15 protein-coding genes are annotated in these 19,627 nt (G+C 65.5%); 7 read left to right on the top strand and 8 right to left on the bottom strand.

Annotated features, from left to right (window positions below; all coding sequences use genetic code 11):
• The first annotated feature begins 86 nt into the window (after window positions 1-86).
• From QO033_RS01415 to ilvN, 4 genes are all read left to right on the top strand, one after another.
• Window positions 87-1,535, top strand: a complete 1,449-nt coding sequence (locus QO033_RS01415) for a cache domain-containing protein (RefSeq protein ID WP_284479130.1) — start codon at window positions 87-89, stop codon at window positions 1,533-1,535.
• Window positions 1,536-1,548: 13 nt separating this feature from the next.
• Window positions 1,549-2,196, top strand: a complete 648-nt coding sequence (locus tag QO033_RS01410; RefSeq protein WP_284479129.1) for a response regulator transcription factor — start codon at window positions 1,549-1,551, stop codon at window positions 2,194-2,196.
• Window positions 2,197-2,522: 326 nt separating this feature from the next.
• The gene (locus QO033_RS01405; RefSeq protein ID WP_284479128.1) at window positions 2,523-4,274 is read left to right on the top strand and encodes an acetolactate synthase 3 large subunit; all 1,752 of its coding nucleotides are present in this window, start codon (window positions 2,523-2,525) and stop codon (window positions 4,272-4,274) included.
• 75 nt (window positions 4,275-4,349) lie between these two features.
• On the top strand, window positions 4,350-4,910 hold the full coding sequence (gene ilvN, locus QO033_RS01400; RefSeq protein WP_284479127.1) for an acetolactate synthase small subunit: 561 nt from the start codon (window positions 4,350-4,352) through the stop codon (window positions 4,908-4,910).
• Window positions 4,911-5,156: 246 nt separating this feature from the next.
• Here the strand turns inward: ilvN and QO033_RS01395 are convergent, their stop codons facing one another.
• Complete coding sequence (locus QO033_RS01395) at window positions 5,157-5,489, bottom strand: hypothetical protein (protein WP_284479126.1); 333 nt, start codon at window positions 5,487-5,489, stop codon at window positions 5,157-5,159.
• 331 nt (window positions 5,490-5,820) lie between these two features.
• Here QO033_RS01395 and QO033_RS01390 point away from each other — a divergent pair, with 331 nt between their 5' ends.
• The 3 genes from QO033_RS01390 (at window position 5,821) to QO033_RS01380 (ending at window position 8,095) form a co-directional block, all read left to right on the top strand.
• Entirely contained in the window at window positions 5,821-6,579 is a 759-nt protein-coding gene (locus QO033_RS01390; protein ID WP_284479125.1) for a helix-turn-helix domain-containing protein, read from the top strand.
• A 98-nt stretch (window positions 6,580-6,677) separates the two neighbouring features.
• Window positions 6,678-7,850: an aromatic ring-hydroxylating oxygenase subunit alpha gene (locus tag QO033_RS01385; RefSeq protein ID WP_284479124.1), complete on the top strand. Its 1,173-nt coding sequence runs from the start codon at window positions 6,678-6,680 to the stop codon at window positions 7,848-7,850.
• A complete protein-coding gene (locus tag QO033_RS01380; protein ID WP_284479123.1) occupies window positions 7,847-8,095 on the top strand; it encodes a hypothetical protein in 249 nt (82 codons plus the stop codon). Before QO033_RS01385 ends, QO033_RS01380 begins: the two co-directional genes overlap by 4 nt.
• A gap of 40 nt (window positions 8,096-8,135) precedes the next feature.
• On the opposite strand, the gene QO033_RS01375 is transcribed toward QO033_RS01380, so the two are convergent.
• The 7 genes from QO033_RS01375 to QO033_RS25230 all read right to left on the bottom strand — a co-directional run bounded on the left by QO033_RS01375 (window position 8,136) and on the right by QO033_RS25230 (window position 19,627).
• Window positions 8,136-8,942 carry a DUF2189 domain-containing protein gene (locus QO033_RS01375; RefSeq protein ID WP_284479122.1) on the bottom strand — a complete coding sequence of 269 codons (807 nt, stop codon included), beginning with the start codon at window positions 8,940-8,942 and terminating at the stop codon, window positions 8,136-8,138.
• 31 nt (window positions 8,943-8,973) lie between these two features.
• The gene (locus QO033_RS01370) at window positions 8,974-10,380 is read right to left on the bottom strand and encodes an amidase (RefSeq protein ID WP_284479121.1); all 1,407 of its coding nucleotides are present in this window, start codon (window positions 10,378-10,380) and stop codon (window positions 8,974-8,976) included.
• A 104-nt stretch (window positions 10,381-10,484) separates the two neighbouring features.
• Window positions 10,485-11,840 (bottom strand): calcium-binding protein, encoded by a 1,356-nt coding sequence (locus QO033_RS01365; protein WP_284479120.1) that lies wholly within the window; start codon window positions 11,838-11,840, stop codon window positions 10,485-10,487.
• Window positions 11,841-11,984: 144 nt separating this feature from the next.
• Complete coding sequence (gene prfB, locus QO033_RS01360) at window positions 11,985-13,109, bottom strand: peptide chain release factor 2 (protein WP_284479119.1); 1,125 nt, start codon at window positions 13,107-13,109, stop codon at window positions 11,985-11,987.
• Window positions 13,110-13,248: 139 nt separating this feature from the next.
• On the bottom strand, window positions 13,249-15,300 hold the full coding sequence (locus QO033_RS01355) for a calcium-binding protein (protein WP_284479118.1): 2,052 nt from the start codon (window positions 15,298-15,300) through the stop codon (window positions 13,249-13,251).
• Window positions 15,301-15,428: 128 nt separating this feature from the next.
• Complete coding sequence (locus QO033_RS01350; RefSeq protein WP_284479117.1) at window positions 15,429-17,981, bottom strand: penicillin-binding protein 1A; 2,553 nt, start codon at window positions 17,979-17,981, stop codon at window positions 15,429-15,431.
• 110 nt (window positions 17,982-18,091) lie between these two features.
• Complete coding sequence (locus QO033_RS25230) at window positions 18,092-19,627, bottom strand: sulfotransferase (protein WP_321170038.1); 1,536 nt, start codon at window positions 19,625-19,627, stop codon at window positions 18,092-18,094.

The raw sequence follows: 19,627 nt of genomic DNA, 5'->3' as shown, positions 1-19,627 counted from the left end.
CACGCAGAATCGAATCACCCGTGCGACGCCGCATTGCAGCATCCTAAGCCATTGATTCGCGCCGTCGGCCAGGCAATGGTGCGGCCATGGATCGCCTGCGCCCCCTACTCCGCCCCAGTTACCGCCAGAAGCTGCTGCTGGCCGCGGCGCTGCCGCTGATTCTGGCGGCCAGCGCCATTGCCGTCCTGGTCGCCGGCCAGGCCCGGCAGCTGGCGGAAAGCGAGATCAAGTCACTGGAAACCAAGCTGATCGAGGCGAAGAAGCAGGAGCTGCGCAATTACGTCACCCAGGCGCGCAACGCCTTCTACTTCGTCTATGGCCCGGCCGCGCCCGATGACGAACGCTCCAAGGAACGGGTGCTGCAAATCCTCGCCGCGATGATCTATGGCGAGGAAGGGTTCTTTTTCGTCTACGACTATGACGGCAACAATCTGGTCTCGCCGCGCCAGACCGATTTCATCAACCGCAACTGGGCCGGGCTGACCGACAGCGAAGGCACCCCCACCGTCGACGCCTTCATCCGCATCGCCCGGCAGGGCGCCGGCTGGCACGAACATCTCTGGCCGAAGCCCTCCACCGGCCAGGAGGCGCGGATGATCACCTATGTGCTGGGGCTGCAGGACTGGCAATGGGCGGTGGGTACCGGCGTTTTCATCGACGACGTCCTGGCCTCGGTCGCCGCCGCCCGCGCCGAGGTCGAGGCCAGAATCCGGCGCACATTTCTCTATATCGGCGGCATCACCCTGGCGGCGCTGTTTCTGGTCTTCGGCTCCGGCATGGCGCTGAACATCCACGAACGCCGGCTGGCGGACGCCAAGCTGAAGAAACTGACGCAACGGGTGTTCGACGCGCAGGAGGAGGAACGCGGCCGGGTCGCCCGCGAGCTGCACGACGGGATCAGCCAGATCCTGGTCGGCGTGCGCTATGCGCTCGACAATGCCCGCCGCCGGCTGTCGCGGGGCGAGACGGCGGCTGCGGAACAAACGCTCGACAAGGGGATCGACTATCTCGGCAGCGCCATTTCCGAGGTGCGCCGCATCAGCCGCGATCTCAGGCCCGGTGCGCTCGACGATCTCGGGCTCGGCCCGGCGTTGAAGGCCCTGACCGAGACCTTTCAGGAGCGCACCGGCATCACCGTCGATTTCACCACCGTCGTTTTCCGCAACCGGCTGGATCAGGAAGCCAAGATCGCGCTCTACCGGATCGCGCAGGAGGCGCTCACCAATATCGAGCGGCACGCCGGCGCCACCCTGGTCCGGATGGATCTGCGCGGCCACAAACAGGGGGTGACGCTGCGGATTTCCGACAATGGCCGCGGCCTGCCTGCCCAGGCAGACCGCAGTGGCCCCGGTCTGGGGCTGCGCAACATGCAGGAACGGATCGATCAGCTTGACGGAACCCTCAGGCTTCTGTCATCACGCGGCGCGGAAAACGGCACCACCATCGTCGCCAGCCTGCCGCTGAGCCATCTGCTGCCGCCAGAGGAAACAACCGCGCCGCAGAGCCCGGCGCCCACAACGGATCCCGTTTCATGACCAAGGCCGTTTCATGACCAAGCCTGTGCGCATATTGATCGTGGACGATCACCCGATGGTGGTCGAGGGTCTTGAGTCCATCCTCGAAAGCTATGACGACATCGAGGTGGTCGGCGCGCTCTGCGACGGCCGCGCCGCGGTGGAACAGGCCGGCACGCTCTGCCCCGACGTGATCCTGATGGATCTGAACATGCCAAAGCTCGGCGGGCTCAGCGCCACCGAAATGCTGTTGGAACGGGCGCCGGACGCGCGGGTGCTGATCCTGTCGATGCACGACAGCCCGGAATATATCTCCTCCGCGCTCGGCCATGGGGCGATGGGCTATCTGCTCAAGGACGTCCCCACCGAAGAGATCAAACAGGCCATCGACGCGGTGATGCGCGGCGAGCGCTACCTGTGTACCGGGGCACGCGGATCGCTGACCCCCGACGAAAGCGCCGGGCGCGAGCCGCTGACCGGCCGGGAACAGACCATCCTGCTGCAACTGGCCCAGGGCAAGTCCAACAAGGAAGTGGCCCAGGCGCTGGAGATCTCGGTGCGTACGGTGGAAACCCACCGCAAGAACATCAAGCGCAAGCTCGGCATCTCCTCGACCGCGGGACTCACCCGCTATGCGCTGGAGCACGGGGTGCTACAGGGCACCGGCGCCCTCCGACTCTGAGCCGCCGGAGCCGCCCCGATTGCGCGAGATTGCGCCGCCGCGCCGGTTTGCCGCAACAAAGTATCGCATTTCCCTGCCGCGAAGACAGATTCAGCCGCATTTTGCAGGTTGACGCCCCTTTGCGCCGCTCCTAAGTTGCGACCCATCGTAAAAGGAGCCCGTGGCAATGGCCGCACTAATCGTAATCGTAGGACACACGCGCATGGGCCGGTAACGGTAGACCATAATCTGACCCATGCGCCCTCGTTGAAACGGGGGCTTTTTTTTGCGCTGATCCCAGCGCAGCACGGACCAAGACAAGCGATGTCGCGGATGGAGCAAAGCAGATGACACGTGAGATGACCGGAGCAAAGATGGTGGTTCAGGCCCTGAAGGATCAGGGTGTGGACACGGTATTCGGCTACCCCGGCGGCGCGGTGCTGCCGATTTATGACGAGATCTTCCTGCAGAACGACATCCGCCACATTCTGGTGCGTCACGAACAGGGCGCGGTGCATGCCGCCGAGGGCTATGCCCGCTCGACCGGCAAGCCGGGCGTCGTTCTCGTCACCTCCGGCCCCGGGGCGACCAATGCCGTCACCGGGCTGACCGACGCGCTGCTGGATTCGATCCCGATCATCGTCCTGACCGGCCAGGTGCCGACCTTCATGATCGGCTCCGACGCCTTTCAGGAGGCCGATACCGTCGGCATCACCCGCCCCTGTACCAAGCACAACTGGCTGGTGAAGGACACCGATGCGCTGCCGGGCGTCATTCACGAGGCATTTCATGTCGCCACCGCCGGCCGTCCCGGCCCGGTGCTGATCGACATTCCCAAGGACGTGCAATTCGCCAACGGCACCTATCAGCCGCCGAAACGGTCGACCTCGCACTACCAGCCGCAGGTCAAGGGCGATCTGGAAGAGATCACCGAACTGGTCGCCGCGATGGAAACCGCCAAGCGCCCGGTGTTCTATACCGGTGGCGGCGTCATCAATTCCGGCCCGGCGGCCAGCCAGCTGCTGCGCGAACTGGTCGACGCCACCGGCTTTCCCATCACCTCGACGCTGATGGGGCTCGGCGCCTATCCGGCGTCCGGTCCGAACTGGCTGGGCATGCTGGGGATGCACGGGCTTTACGAGGCGAATATGGCGATGCACGACTGCGATCTGATGATCGCCATCGGCTCCCGGTTCGATGACCGGATCACCGGCCGCACCGACGCCTTCAGCCCGAAATCGAAGAAAGCGCACATCGACATCGACCCCTCCTCGATCAACAAGATCATCCGGGTCGATATCCCGATCGTCGGCGATGTCGGCCATGTGCTGGAAGACATCCTGAAAGTCTGGAAGGCGCGCGGGCGGAAAACCAATGTCGAGGCGGTCAGGGGCTGGCAAGCGCAGATCGAAAAGTGGCGCAAGGTCAACTGCCTGGCCTACAAGCCCAGCGAAAAGACCATCAAGCCGCAATATGCGCTGCAGCGGCTGGAGGCGCTGACCAAGGATCACGACCGCTATATCACCACCGAAGTCGGCCAGCACCAGATGTGGGCGGCGCAGTTCCTGAATTTCGAGGATCCGAACCGCTGGATGACCTCCGGCGGCCTCGGCACCATGGGCTATGGCTTCCCGGCCTCGATCGGGGTGCAGATCGCCCATCCGGACGCGCTGGTGATCAACGTCGCCGGCGAGGCCTCGTGGCTGATGAACATGCAGGAGCTCGGCACCGCGGCCCAGTTCCGCCTGCCGGTGAAGCAGTTCATCCTGAACAACGAGCGGCTCGGCATGGTGCGGCAATGGCAGGAACTGCTGCATGGCTCGCGCTATTCCCACAGCTGGTCCGAGGCGCTGCCCGATTTCGTCAAGCTGGCGGAAGCCTTCGGCGCCAAGGGGATCCTCTGTTCCGATCCGGCCGATCTGGACGATGCCATCATGGAGATGATCAATCACGACGGGCCGGTCCTGTTCGACTGCCTGGTCGAGAAGCATGAAAACTGTTTCCCGATGATCCCCTCCGGCAAGGCCCATAACGAAATGCTCCTGGGCGAAGCCGAAACCCATGGCGTCATCGACGCCGCGGGCGCAACGATGGTGTAAGCAAAATTCTTCGAAGAATTTCGCCAAGAAACTTCGAATTCTCTTGGCAGTCGACGAGACAGAGAAAGGGACGAGATGTCTGCCCTACATATCAAGAAAGGCGCGAGCAAGCATTCCGCCTATAACCTGCGCCCGACCTTCTCGGATGTGATGGAGCGTCACACCCTGGCCGTGGTGGTGGAAAACGAACCCGGCGTGCTGGCCCGTGTCATCGGCCTGTTCTCCGGGCGCGGCTATAACATCGAAAGCCTGACCGTGGCCGAGGTCGATCACACCGGCCACCGGTCGCGGATCACCATCGTCACCACCGGCACCCCGCAGGTGATCGAACAGATCAAGGCGCAGCTGGGCCGGATCGTGTCAGTGCATGAGGTGCATGACCTGACCGTCGAAGGCCCCTCGGTCGAGCGCGAACTGGCGATCCTCAAGGTGGTGGGCCAGGGCGACAAGCGCGTCGAAGCGCTGCGGCTGGCGGATATCTTCCGCGCCAATGTGGTCGACAGCACTCTGAACAGCTTCATCTTCGAGATCACCGGCGCGCCGGAGAAGATCGAGGCGTTTTCCGATCTGATGCGCCCCCTGGGGCTGACCGAAGTGGCGCGTACCGGCGTCGCCGCCCTGCTGCGCGGCGACTGAGCGCCCCGCAGACCGCCAGACAGACGGCCCCGGCACAGCGCGTGCCACGCGGGCCGTCGACCTGACCGCTGCTCTCGCCAGAGTTTGCAGCCAGAAAACTGCCCCGAGCCGCCGGTGCCGACGGCACCTTGGCCCAGGTCTGCCGGGCGCCCGCCGGTCCTGATCCCCGCCTCTCGGTATTGCGTCCGGGGGCTCCTCTTCCCCGAACGTCACCGTCCCCTTTGCGTTTTCAGGACCGGCTGCGGCTCAGACCCAGCTCAGTTCCGGCTTACCGGCTTTTGTCCGGCGCTTTTTTGCCGGGGAAAATCGGATGATTTCCGCCCCCTCGGCCTGGGCCGGACAGGCCACCTGCGTATGCCCCGGCGCCATTTCCCGTGCCGGGCCGGCCGGACGGCCCAGGGACTGCGCCAGACCGTCGAACACGCCTTCGGCCACCAGACGCGGATTATGCGCATAGCGCATCTTTCGCTCCGTCGTGACATCGAACTGCACCCAGTCACCGGCATCCAAGGAGACGGATTTCTCCGCCCCGCTCTGTCGGTAATAGGCCAGTTCCCCGTGATCCTCACACCAGATCACGGCCTTGTCTTCATTGGAGTCACACCAAAGAACTACACCAAACATCGTCCAGACCCCGCTCCGCACATGGGATAAGTTTGGGCCGAAACGGGGCGGACACAATATGGCAAATCCTGTGTCTCACGCGGTGAATTTGTGTCAACAGAGGTCAATTTTGACACTACTTAGCGTCAACCTGACAGGGAACGTGTCGACCCCTGCCGTGAACTGTGATATCGGAAGACGAGAACGCTACATCTTTAGCTGGTTTCCTATACACAAGAAACATCTTTAACGAACGTTCGACCCGGTCATGCAAAAGACATCGCGCTCCCCCGCCGAGCTGAGAAACATGTTCGGGTCCAATCTCAGGGCCCTCGCCAAGCAGTACAGCTCGATCTCCGATCTGGCCCGCAAGCTCGACATCAACCGGACCCAGTTCAACCGCTACCTCTCCGGCGAGAGCTTTCCGCGCCCCGATGTGCTCGACCGGATCTGCCGATTCTTCGATGTCGACGCCCGCATCCTGCTGGAACCGGTCGAACGGCTCACCGAGAACACCCAGCTGCTGGGCAGCCCGTTTCTGGCCGAGTTCATGGGCAAATCCTCGGTCCTCATTCCCGAATCCCAGTTTCCTTCCGGCTTCTACCGGTTCTCGCGGCGCAGCTTTACCGATCAGTCGCTGTTCGTCGTGGGGGTGATGTATGCCCTGCGCGAAGGCGGGCTGACCGTGGTGCGCGGGTTCGAGGCGAAAGAGGCGATGCGTGCCCAGGGCCTGCCGGTGGACGCCCGCACGCGGGAATTCCGCGGCTATATCTCACAGCAGGAAGACGGTCTGGCGATGATGCTGTCGCGACGCAACAGCCTCACCGGCTCCTACAACTACATGTCGAGGGTCTCCTCCTTCGAAAACAATTTCTGGGTCGGCTACACCACCCGCAGCATGCGGGAATCGCTGACCGCGACACGGATCACCCGGATGGTGTTCGAACACCTGGGCCGCGACACCGGCACCATTCTGGCCGCCGCCCGCGGCACCGGCTTTCGCAGCGCCGATGAGCTCCTGCCCTTCCACAGAAGGCTCCTGCAGATCGACGCAGCCTTCCGCTGAGCCGCCCGGCGCCCGTTTGCGACCTTTGCTGTCGCATGCGGGACGGACGCGGCAGAGGGTTTCGCGCTGCACTGGTCTCCGACAGAGAGGAGACCCCGATGCAGGACACCCCGACCCAGCCGCTTTCCGATCTCTCGACCGTGCGGCGGCCGCTGGCGCAGGCGAACGGTCTGCCGAATGCCCACTACACCGATGCCCGGCTCTTTGCCGAGGAAGGCGCCGCCCTGCTCTGCCGGCAATGGGCCGGTCTGGCGGTCGCCGCCGATGTGCCGCAGCCGGGCGATGCGCTGCCCCTGAGCTTTCTGGGCATGCCGCTGCTGCTGTTGCGCGACCGGCAGGGACGCGTGCGTGTGTTCCAGAACATCTGCCGGCATCGCGGCATGATCCTGGTGTCCGAACCGCGCCGAATCGAAGGCGCGATCCGCTGCCCCTATCATTCCTGGTGCTACGGCACCGACGGGCGGCTGGTCAGCACCCCGCATGTCGGCGGGCCGGGCCAGAACACCCATGAGGACATCGACAAATCCACCCTGGGGCTGGTCGAAGTGCGCAGCCATATCTGGCGCGATGTCGTCTGGATCAACGTCAGCGGCGATGCCCCCGCTTTCGAGGAGGCCCAGGCCGATCTGATCGGCCGCTGGGCGGATTTCGACCGGCCGCTGTTCCACGGAGGGGCGGAGAGCCGTTTCGAACTGACGGTCGCGGCAAACTGGAAGCTTGCGGTGGAAAACTACTGCGAAAGCTATCACCTGCCCTGGGTCCATCCCGGGTTGAACAGCTATTCGCGACTGGAGGACCACTATCACATCGAAGTGGCGGGCCGGTATTCCGGTCAGGGCACCCGGGTCTATCGCCAGCTGACCGGCGCGGAGGGGGCGCAGTTTCCCGACTTTGCCGCCTTGCCGGCGAAATGGGACACGGCGGCGGAATATGCCTCGGTCTTCCCGAACGTACTGCTCGGGGTCCATCGCGATCATGCCTTCGCCATCGTGCTGCGGCCCGAGGCGCTGGACCGGACGGTGGAGCAGGTGCATCTCTATTACGCCGCCCCCGAGACGGACGCAGAGCTGCGGGCCCGCAACGCCGCCCTGTGGAAGACCGTGTTCGAGGAGGACATCTTCGTGGTCGAGGGCATGCAGCGCGGCCGCCATGCGCCGGGTTTCGACGGCGGACGGTTCTCTCCGGCGATGGACGGGCCGACGCATCTGTTCCACGACTGGGTCGCCATGCAGATGGAGGCCTATCGCGCGCTCGACCGGGCGGCGGAGTGAGTGCCACGACGCCCGCCCCCCTCTCTCCCGAGCGCGCCGCCCTCGAGGACCAGCTGCTCGCAGCCCATACGGCCGGGGACAAGGGCCGGCTGATCGGCCTTTATTGCGACGCCGCGCACGGCGCCGCGACAGAGGACGAGCGCTGGTTCTTCCTCACCCAGGCCTATGTCTTCGCGCTGGACAAGGGCGACGCCCGCGCCGCATCGCTGCAACGGCAGCTCGCGGCGGCCGGGCGGGAAAGCTGATCTGCCACCCGGCGACCGCGGGACATCTCCGCCGGCATCCTCAGGCGATCTCCACCTCGCCCGTCATCTCCGCGGCCTCCGCCTCCGGCAATCGCGCCAGACGATAGACATGCCAGGTCGCATGCCCCAGCAACGGCAGCACCACCAGCAACCCCAGGAACGCCGGCAGCATTGCCGCGAAGGTGATCACCGCGATGAACACCCCCCAGGCCAGCATCGGCAGCGGGTTCTGCTGCACGTAGGAAAAGCTGGTGATCATGGCCGTGACGAAATCGACCTCACGATCCAGCAGAAGCGGCAGCGCCAGCACGGTGATCATATAGAGCAGCAGGGCGAAAAGCGCACCCACCAGCGACCCGAAGGCCAGCATCTTGATCCCCTCGAAGGTCAGGAACACCTCAAACGACGAGGAGATATTGGTCATCGTCGACAGCCCGAGGAACAGCGCGAAGATCATGTGCCCCAGAAAGAACCAGAACAGAAAGACCACCACGATGATGGCGCAGATCGATGGCAGCTGCCGCCGGCTCTGATGCAGGACCACCCCCATCACCGCCCCGAGCTGCAGTGGCAGGCCGCGTTCCAGCCGGTGCGAGATTTCATAAAGCCCCACCGCCGCGAAGGGGCCGATCAGCGGAAAGCCGATCGCCGCCAGCACCAGCCAGAAGGTGGTCTGGGTGGAATAGGTGATCAGTGCCATCGTCCACCCGGCCAGAACGTAGAAGGCCGAAAACATCAGCCCGCACAGCGGCGCGCGGCGAAAATCCCGCCAACCGCAGCTCAGCGCTTCGCCAAGCATGGCAAAGCTCATCGGCCGCAGCGGCGGCACCCCCAGTTCTTTCTCCATCCCTTTGGGTCCTCCTCCCTTGGGTCAGTCGCTACATGGCGGGCCTCTTCTGCGGCCATTGCGTGGCCGCGTGATAGGCCGCACCGATTGCCAGCATCTGCCGGTCCGCCCCACGGCGGCCGAAGATCTGGATGCCCATCGGCAATCCCTGCGCCCCGAAGCCGCCCGGCACCGCCAGCGCCGGCAGGCCGATCAGGCTGATCGGGATCACCACCTCCATCCAGCGGTGATAGGTGTCCATCGGCCGGCCGGCGATGGCGGCGGGCCAGGGCTGATCGACATCGAAGGGCCAGGCCTGCGCGGTCGGCAGGATCAGCGCATCGTAATCCTCGAACAGGGCCGCGGCCTTGCGGAACCATTCCGAGCGGGTGACGCTGGCGCGGTGCACCTCTGCCGCGCTCATCGCCAGGCCGCGTTCGGTCTCCCAGATGGCGCTGTCCTTCAACTTGGCGCGCTGCGCCGGCTGCTCCATCAGCGGCGCCAGCCCCATGCCGACCTGCCAGGACCGCAGGGTGATCCAGGAGTCCCAGAGCGCGGCGGAGGAGAACGGCGGCGTCAGCTCCTCGACATGGGCGCCGAGCTCTTCGAAGACCTTCACCGCCCCGTCGCAGAGATCGAGAATGCCGGCCTCCATCGCATAGGCGCCGCCCCAGTCGCCCAGCCAGCCGATCCGGAGCCCCTTCAGCGTCGCAGGTTCCAGCGGCGCGATGGGCTGATGCGGCACCCCATGCGGCTGGCGCGGATCGGGGCCGGCGATGACATCCAGCAGCACCGCGATATCTTCGGGGCTGCGCGCCATCGGCCCCAGCGTCGCCAGCTGGTGCAGGAAGGTATCGCCGCGCGGCTCGGAGGGCACCAGCCCCCAGCTCGGGCGATAGCCGTAGACGTTGTTCCAGGCGGCCGGGTTGCGCAGGCTCCCCATCATGTCGGAGCCGTCGGCCAGCGCCGTCATGCCGGTGGCCAGCGCAACCGCCGCCCCGCCGGAGGACCCGCCGCAGCTGAGCGAGGTGTCATAAGGGTTCACCGTGGCGCCATAGACCGGATTGAAAGTATGTGACCCCAGGCCGAATTCCGGCACGTTGGTCTTACCGATCAGGATGGCGCCGGCGGCCCGCAGCCGGGCGGCGAGGATGTCATCCGCCTTCGGCACGAAATTGGCCAGGTTCGGCGAGCCGTGCGACGACACGATGCCGGCCACGTCGACCAGATCCTTCACCGCGATGGGCAGGCCATGCAGCGGGCCACGGCGCGGCGCCTGATCGGCCGCGCGGGCCTCGGCCATCAGATCGTCGCGGTCGCGCAGCGCCACGATGGCGTTCACGGCGGGGTTCACCGCATCGATGCGCGCCAGCGTCGCCTCCATCAGCTCGGCGGCCGACAGGCGATGCGCGGCCAGATCGGCCAGCAGACGGGTTGCGCTTTCTCGGGTCAGGGTCATTCTCTTCGGCTCACTTGGGGGACTTCGGGGGACTCGCCTCACCGTAGAACCAGCGCAGGGGCAAGAAAACCCTCCGCGTGTCCGCGCGCGCCATGCAGACCAGATCAGATGAAATCGAAATCCGCAGCGCCCAAATCCAGACCGGCCCGACCGCTCAGCAGGATGACGCCGCCGTCATAGGCGATGCGCAGATCCTCCCCCTGATCGCCGATCGTCAGCGTATCGAAGCCGCCGGCATGATCGGCGATCTGCAACCGGTCGGCAGAGCGGAGGTAATCCCTGACCCGGTCGGTGCCGCCATCGGCGCCGAAGATGAAGCGGTCGCTGCCGCCGCCGCCGATCAGCACATCATCCGCAGCGCCGCCCGCCAGAACGTCGTTGCCCCGGCGCCCGTTGAGAAGATTGCCCGCCTCATCGCCGGTGAGCCGGTCGGCCTTGTTGCTGCCGGTCAGGTTTTCCACCGAGGTTTCCCGGACATAGCCCTGCCCGCCCAGCGACAGGCTGCCGCCCCGCGCCGCCGGGTTCTGCCAGGCGCCATCGCTGTCGAGGGTGAAGACGATGCCGTGGCGAAACTTGGAGAAATCGAGCGTATCGCTGCCACCGTCGCCCATCACCGTCACCGCCGCCTCCGGCGCCATGGGTTTCAGCTGCAATTTGTCATCGCCTTCGCCCAGCTGGATCAGACCCGCGCCGCCCTTGCCCACACGCAGGGTATCGTCACCACTGCCGCTGGAGATCAGATCGACCCAGGCGCCGCCGGTGGCGACGACATCCGCCCCCGCGCCGGTCTTGATCGTCCCCACGCCGCCAAGCGCGGTCACCTTATCATTGCCGTCGCCGGTGTGAACGATCTCGACAAAGCCGCCGCCGGTCTTGACGGTGTCCTTGCCGTCATGGGTCCAGATCGCACCGACATACCCGCTGCCGGTGACGACGCGATCCGCCCCGTCGCCGGTGTCCACCGTCCCGGCGCCACCGCTGCCGATGCGGATGCTGTCGCCGATCGCCCCGGGGCCGCCGGTATCCAGGCTCTGCACCCAGGCATTGCCGGTGGTCACGACGTTTTCCCGCGCATAGAGGTTGATGCTGCTGACCGATCCCGCCTGCTTGTCGCCCAGCACCAGAACATGCTTGTCGCCGTCCCAGCCCATCACATAGCGCACCCGGGTGGAGATCAGTTCCACATCCGAATTATAGCCGAGTTCGAGCAAGTCGATCCTGCGATCGCTGCCGTCATCGGCATCGCGGATGATGGTTTCATTGCTGCTGGTGGCGCCGAAGCGCAGGGTCTTGACCGTCCAGTCACTGCCGCTCAACGTGACCCGGGCGCGGAACAGGTCGTCCTCCACCCCGTGAAACACGCTGTAGTAGCCCAGAAACCCGTCGAACCACTCCCTGCTGTCCCCCAGCGTTTCAACCGGTGTGCTGCCGTCGAAGACCGCCGTCAAAGTCGTCGTCATAAAGTCCCCCTCCCGAAAAAGCCGGCCTGCGCCGTTTCAAATAAGGGAAGGCTACCACAGACGGTGGCCGCAACGAAGAAAATGGAAAACGCCGCCCGCGAAAACGGACGGCGCCAGCACTGTCAGGATGTGAAAAGCGGCCGCTCAGACCTCGCCACGGGCCTCGGCCCGGCTCTTGCCGGTGGCGTCCATCGCCAGCGTCGCCGCCATGAACCCGTCGAGATCGCCGTCGAGCACCCCCTTGGTATCGGAGGTCTCGTGTTCGGTTCGCAGGTCCTTCACCATCTGGTAGGGCTGCAGCACATAGGAGCGGATCTGGTTGCCCCAGCCGGCCGAGCCCTTGTTTTCATGGGCCTCGTTGATCGCCGCGTTCCGCTTGTCGAGCTCGAGCTGATAGAGCCGCGATTTCAGTGCCTTCATGGCGATGTCACGGTTCTGGTGCTGCGATTTCTCAGAGCTGGTCACCACGATGCCGGTCGGGTGGTGGGTGATCCGCACCGCGGAGTCGGTGGTGTTGACGTGCTGGCCGCCGGCACCGGAAGAACGGTAGGTGTCGATGCGGATATCGGCCGGGTTCACCTCGATCTCGATATTGTCGTCGACCACCGGATAGACCCAGACAGAGGCAAAGGAGGTCTCGCGCGTGCCCTTGCCGAAGGGCGAGATCCGGACCAGCCGGTGCACGCCGGATTCCGATTTCAGCCAGCCATAGGCATTGTGGCCGCTGATCTTGTAGGCGCATGACTTGATCCCCGCCTCGGCGCCCGGTTCCTCGGACTGCAGCTCGACCTTATATCCGTGTTTCTCGGCCCAGCGGACATACATCCGCTGCAGCATCGAGGCCCAGTCGCAGGCCTCGGTGCCACCGGCGCCGGCGTTGATTTCCAGGAAGGTGTCATTGGCGTCGGCCTCGCCGTCCAGCAGCGCCTCCAGCTCCTTCTGACCGGCCTTGTCGCGCAGCGCCTTCAGCGCCTCCTCGGCCTCCTTGACGACCTCGTCGTCCTCTTCCATCTCGCCCAGCTCGATCAGCTCGACATTGTCCGACAGCTCCTGCTGGATCCCGTCATAGGTGGCCATCGCATCGACCAGCAGCTGACGGTCGCGCATCAGCTTCTGCGCCGCCTCGGGATCGTCCCAGAGGTTGGGATCCTCGACCCGCGCGTTGAACTCTTCCAGCCGGTGCGGTGCGGTCTCGCGGTTCATCCGCTGGCCCAGAAGGTTCAGCGATTTCTCGATCTCGGCAACGATGTTCTGCGTCTCGGCGCGCATGGGAGGTCCTGCGATACTCAATGAATTGAGAGAGGGTGATAGACCAGCGCAGGAGCACGGGCAAGGTGGCTGGCCCCGAAAAGGCGCAAACGGCCACCGCCCGCAGGCGATGGCCGCTCGACCGGTCCCGATGGTCCGGTCAGAACAGGAAGTCGTCCGCCGTCAGATCGGCGACTTCGACCCCGATCAGCTGGATCATCTTGCCCTCGGTCAGGATGAACGCCCCGTCGCTGTCCTCCTCCAGAACCTCTCTGACCTGGCTGAAACGGGCCAGCGTCGCGAGCCCCGACAGGTCGATCCTGTCCTCTCCCGGCGTGAAGTCGCGCAACCTGAGGTAGAGGCTGTCGTCATCGAAGACGAAGGTGTCCGCGCCGGCGCCGCCCTTCGCAGTGTCGAAGCCGGAGCCGGACATGATGATGTCGTCGCCGCTGCCGCCGAACAAGAGATCGCCGCCATCGAACCCATCCTCCTTGCCGCCGATCAGCACATCGTTCCCGGCACCCCCCTCGAGCCGGTCCCGCCCGGCCCCCGCCGACAGGATATCGTCACCGGCGCCGCCCAGCAGCAGATCCTTACCGCCGCCGCCGTCGAGGTGATCATTCCCACGCAGGCCATCCAGAACATCGCGGCCGCGGCCGCCCACAAGACTGTTCGCCCCGTCGGTTCCGGTCAGCACATCGTCGTAATCCGAGCCGATCAGGTTTTCGACCGACCGCAGGACGTCCCCCCGCGCATCCCCCCCCGTTCCAAGCCCGGTGGTCAGGTTCACCCCGACCCCCGCCGCAGACCCCTCATAGCTGGCGGTATCCCGGCCGGCATCCCCGACCAGCCGGTCGGCCCCCTTGCCGCCCTGCAGAAGATCGTTCCCCTTGCCGCCGAACAGCCGGTCCGCCCCATCGCCGCCGCTGAGGTCGTCAGCCCGGGCCCCGCCCTTGAGCACGTCGCGCCCGATGCCGCCTTTCAGCAGGTCCTCGCCCCCCAGGCCGACCAGACGATCATCGCCCGCAAGCCCCAGCAGAACGTCATTGCCGGCTCCGCCCTTCAGCAGATCATCGCCACCGCCAATTTCCATCGAGAACATGGCGAGATCTTCGTGCGGCCAGCTCCCACCGTCTCCCAGCAGGAAATAGTGACCGTCCACCTCGGCGAAGGCCAGACCGTTGGCGGCGGCGCCCAGTGTCTCATCCACCACCTCCTGCACCAGAGACACCCCACCGTCGGCGTCGAGACCGTAAAGCCGCAGCTCATCGCGGTCACCGTCGATCACCGCCAGCATCTGAATTCCGTCGAGTTCGATCACCTCGACGGTCCGCAGATTGAAGAAACCATAGTCCAGATCGAACGAGGACACCTCGGCCAGCACGCCCCCGGCATCGCTGCGGTAAACGAGGAACCGGTCCTTCAGGTTGTCGTAGCCGACCAGATAGTCCGAGCCCCCCGCCGACACCGCAAAGAGATCGTCGAGCGCGCTGATGCCGGAGATTTCCATCTTCGACTGCAGGTTGAGAGTGCCGTCCGCATCCACCGCGAAGCTGACAATACCGCTGGTTGAGTTCAGCCGGGGATCCCCGCTCACCCAATGCGCGAAAAGCATCGTCTGGTCGCCGATCTGCAGCGTCGTCGAATCCTCGATCTGCTCGATCTCGGGCACCTCGGAGGGCCCGACACTGGCGACAAAGGTCATGTCGCCATCATACTCCAGCCTGAAAACCGACAGGGCATCGAGCTCCGCCACGGCGAAATACTGGCTGAATCCGATCTTGAACGGCACCACATTGTCAGTCGCATCGAACCAATAGCCATCCTTGTTCCCGACCAGATCGGCGAACCGCAACTCCCCCGCATTGTCGCCCGACCTGACAATCCGATAGGAGGCGACCCAGGAGCTGCGGGGATCGGCCATCAGCAGAAAGCTCTTCCCCTGATGCGAAATCAGCGTCGACAGGCCTTCGACATTGGGCATGCCGTCGGTCACGTCCCCGATGGCGCTAAATTGGCCATTCGCGTCCAGTTCAAAGATCGGCGTACCGCCAACCGTCGTGCCACTGAGGTAAACCAGCGTCCTGCCGTCCACCTCCGCCACGGCGGCATTGCGATACGGCAGGGTCGAGGTCAGGAGATATCCTTCGAGCATATCGGAGAGGTCGAGGGGGCCGACAGAAATCATCTGGTACATCCGCTTCATCAGCATTGCAGTCGCCCCGACCCTACAGAGCCGGCTGCGACAGAAACAAGCCTAAAGCCTTGAAACGGATCGCTTATGCGCCCGAAGAGGCACAGGCTGCCCGCCCCGACACGGGGCGGGCAGGATCACCCTCATCAGTAAAGCCCGCCCGAGCTCACCGTGCCGAAATCGGCCTTGGGGCCCACCACGGTGGTTTCGCCGGTGGAGGTGGTGACCTGACGCCCGCCGGAGGTGACCTCTTCGAACAACGGCAGATTCGACCCCATGGCGAAGCCGCCATCGTAAGTCAGCCCGAAGATCGGCTCCTCGCCATCGCGGAAGTATTCCGCCACCACCGCCGCGCCGCTGGCGTCGTCGGGAAGCCGGGCACCGGTATAGCGGTCGATCTTGATGAAATGGCCACCCGGGGGCACCTCGAACGGGCCGCCGCCGAATTTCTTCACCGCCTTTTCCATGAACCGCTGGAACACCGGACCGCACATCGAGGCACCATAGGCCCCCCGGCCCAGCGGCCGCGGCGTGTCGTAGCCGATATAGCAGCCCGCCACCACGTTGGAGGTGAAGCCGATGAACCAGACATCGCGCGCCTCGTTGGTGGTGCCGGTCTTGCCGGCGGTGGGCACCGGCAGGTTCACCACGCCAGAGGCGGTGCCGCGATCGACCACGCCCTTCATCATCGAGGTCAGCTGATAGGCGGTGATCGCATCCATAACCCGGCTGCGGTTCGACACGATATGCGGCCCCTCGCCCGTCGGCAGATTGCGCATCTCGCAATCGACGCAGTCGCGCTTGTCGTGGCGGTAGATGGTCTTGCCGTAACGGTCCTGCACCCGGTCGACCAGCGTCGGTTCGACCCGTTCACCGCCGTTGGCGAACATCGCATAGGCCGCGACCATGCGGTAGAGCGTGGTCTCCTCGGCGCCGAGCGAGTTGGCCAGATAGGGGCCCATCTCGTCATAGACACCGAACCGTTCGGCATAGCTGGCGACCACCGGCATGCCGACCTCCTGGGCCAGACGGATGGTCATCAGGTTCCGGCTCATCTCGATCCCGGTCCTCAGCGGTGTCGGGCCGTAGAACTTGTTCGACGAGTTGCGCGGCCGCCACAGACCCTGCGGCGTATTGATCTCGATCGGGGCGTCGACCACGATGGTCGCCGGGCTGTAGCCGCTGTCCAGCGCCGCCGCATAGACGAAGGGCTTGAACGAGGATCCCGGCTGGCGCATCGCCTGGGTGGCGCGGTTGAAGACCGAGGCCTGATAGGAGAATCCGCCCTGCATGGCGATCACCCGGCCGGTGTTCACATCCATCGCCATGAAGCCGCCCTCGACCTCCGGCACCTGGCGCAGGGTCCAGCGGATAAAGCTGCCGTCCTTGTCGTTGGTCATCCTGCGGACCAGCACCACATCGCCGACCGACAGCAGATCGCCTGCCACCCGTGCCTTGCGCGCCAGCTTGCCATCGGCCAGGCGCTTGCGCGCCCATTGCACGTCCTTGGCCGGGATCCAGTGGCCGTCGGCATCCTCCGGCACGTCCTCGATGCCGATGCGGGCGTCCTGGGCGCCGACCTGCAGCACCACGGCGGGATACCAGTGGCTGTCCAGATCGACGTCGCGCGGCACTTCGATCGCCGCCAGCGCCGCGCGCCAGCTCTCTTCGCTGGTCAGCGCCTCGGCGGGAATGCTGTGGCCGGTGCCACGCCAGATGCCACGGTTGCGGTCGTATTTCTCCAGCTGCTCCTGCAGCGAGGCAGCGGCCTCCACCTGCATGTCCTTGTCGACCGTGGCGCGCACGGTGAAACCACCGGTGAAGAATTCGCCCTCGCCGAAATCCTGGCTCAGCTGGCGGCGGATTTCATCGGTGAAATAATCGCGCGGCGGCAGGGTGCTCTTGAAGCTCTCGAAATCGCCGTTCTGCACCGAGCGCACCGGCTGGGCGACCTCATGTTCATAGGTCGCCTCGTCGATATAGCCGTTCTCGCGCATCTCGCGCAGCACGTAGTCGCGCCGCTGCTGCAGCCGTTTCTTGTTGCGGACGGGGTGGAAATCCGACGGCGCCTTGGGCATCGAGGCGAGGAAGGCCGCCTCATGCGGCTCAAGCTCCGCCAGCGTCTTGTTGAAATAGGTCTGCGCCGCGGCAGTGACCCCATAGGAGTTCTGCCCGAGGAAGATCTCGTTCAAATACAGCTCCAGGATCTGGTCCTTGCTCAGCGCATGTTCCACCTTGGCGGCAAGGATGATCTCCTTGATCTTGCGCTCGGCCTGACGGTCGCCCGACAGCAGGAAATTCTTCATCACCTGCTGGGTGATGGTGGAAGCGCCGCGCACGGTCTTGCCGCGCGAGCGAATCGCCTCGATCCCGGCGGCGGCGATGCCGCGCAGGTCATACCCCTTGTGCTGGTAGAAATTCTTGTCCTCGGCCGAGATGAAGGCCTCTTTCACCAGATCGGGAATTTCGTCCGAAGGGGTGAACAGGCGCCGCTCCTGCGCAAATTCGTCGATCAACTGCCCCTCGCCGGAGTAGATCCGGCTGATCGTCGGCGGCTTGTACTGGGCCAGAGCGGCATAGCTGGGCAGATCACGGGCATACATCCAGAAGATGCCGCCGACCAGCAGCGCCACCATGAAGATGCTCAGCGTCACAAGGCTGAAGATCGCCCCGAAAAAGGAGAGGATGAACCGAAGCACTATGAAGCCTTTTCTCGCGCGGGTGCCCCTATATAGGCACGCAGCGCTCTGGGGTCAAAACCGGAACCGGCCATCGGCGTCCCATGGCTGAGCCGCCGGCGGGCGGTCGCTCAGCCACGCACAAGCGCGATATCGGGCATCGCCGCGATGCGGTCAAGATGGGCGGCGTAGCGATCCTGCCAGGCCCGGGCCTCGGCGGCGGGGAAATCGGCGACCCCGCGTGATCTAGTGTCCCCTGCCCCGGCGGCGATCAGCGCCGCGATCTCCTCCCGCGTGGGGGGCCGCTCCTGCGCCAGACGGCTCTGGATCGCCTCCAGGGCGGCATCGGTGGGCAGGCTCTCGGGCGCCGCCTCTGCGCCGGCGCCGGCGGCGCCGATCTCGGGCAGCACCGCGGCCCAGTCGGGGGTGTCATCGCCCGACGGCGCGATCACCGTGACCCGCGCCGGCCGCAGCGCCGCCTGCAGCACCGCGACCAGCTCCGGCCAACCGCGATCGAGCTCGGCCAGACGGGCGCGCAGGGCGGCAAAGGGCGGCACCGGCCGCTCCGCCGCGCGCCGGCGATGCACCTCCGCGAAGTAGCGGTCATAGGGGCGCAGTGCGAAGATCAGATGATCCACAACACTGCCGGTGCGGTCCAGCGCCCGGGCCAGCGCCTCCGCCCGCAGCTCCGCCGCCGGGAAGAACCGGCCGCCATAAAGATGCACCACCCGTCCGGGAATGGTCTCCTCCGACAGGATCAGGCGGTCCTGCCCCCCGGCGAGCCGGTCGATCTCCTGCGCAGCGCGGTCGGTCAGGCGCTGCACCTCTGTCTGATCGTGGCGCGGCTCCGGCAGCTTCAGCCGCAGCGTCGCCTCGTCCTCGCCGCCCGGGCAGGCCACGGCGATCCCGGCGCCGGCCAGATCGGCGGCGCCAGCACGCAACAGCCGCTGCAACGCCTCGCTCCCGGTCCGCGGCGCGCCGGCGTGCAGGATCACCCGGCGCGGACGTGCCCCCCGGCGCGGCGCCGGATCGGTCGCAGCCTCCGCCACCTCGGTCTTGGCATTGGCCCGGCCCCACCAGGGCAGCGCGATGCCGAGAAAGGCGCTGATCTTCTGCGGCGCCTCCGGATCGCCCAGATCGTATTCCAGGAAATCCGGATCGTCGCGAAACACCCGCCGACAGAAGGCATAATGCCCCTCGATCCAGCGCAGCAGATGGTCCGGGCTGCTGCCATAGCCCGCCGGCAGCCCCGGCACGTTCTGTTGCGGCAGCCGCGACGAGCCGAGGTTCGACCAGCCCAGCATGGATTTGACCAGCGCCTGCGGATCGCGATGGCTGAGGATGAACTTGGTATTGGGATGATGCGTCCGGATCGCCTGCAACAGCCCCCAGTCCATCTGCGGCCAGAGCGAATGCCCGTGCGAGGCGACGCTCATCTCGGTCACCGCATCGAACTCTGCCAGCCGCGCCAGCGGATCGCCGGTTTCGTAGTAGCCCCGATAGAGGTGGTCGCCGACGAAACCGAAGAGGATGTCGCGATCCTCGGTCTGGCCCTTGCGGATCCGCCAGTCGGCGACCCGCATCCCGGCCCGGGTCAGCGCAACCCCGAGCGTGGTGGTGCCCGATTTCGGCAGCCCGAGGTTGATGATGCGCAGCCTGTCGTCCAT

Origin of the sequence: Pseudodonghicola flavimaris (genome assembly GCF_030164425.1) — a bacterium.
In the GTDB taxonomy this organism is placed as follows: domain Bacteria; phylum Pseudomonadota; class Alphaproteobacteria; order Rhodobacterales; family Rhodobacteraceae; genus Pseudodonghicola; species Pseudodonghicola flavimaris.
Note: the sequence above shows the minus strand (reverse complement) of the source record. Positions and strands in the feature narration are given on the sequence as shown.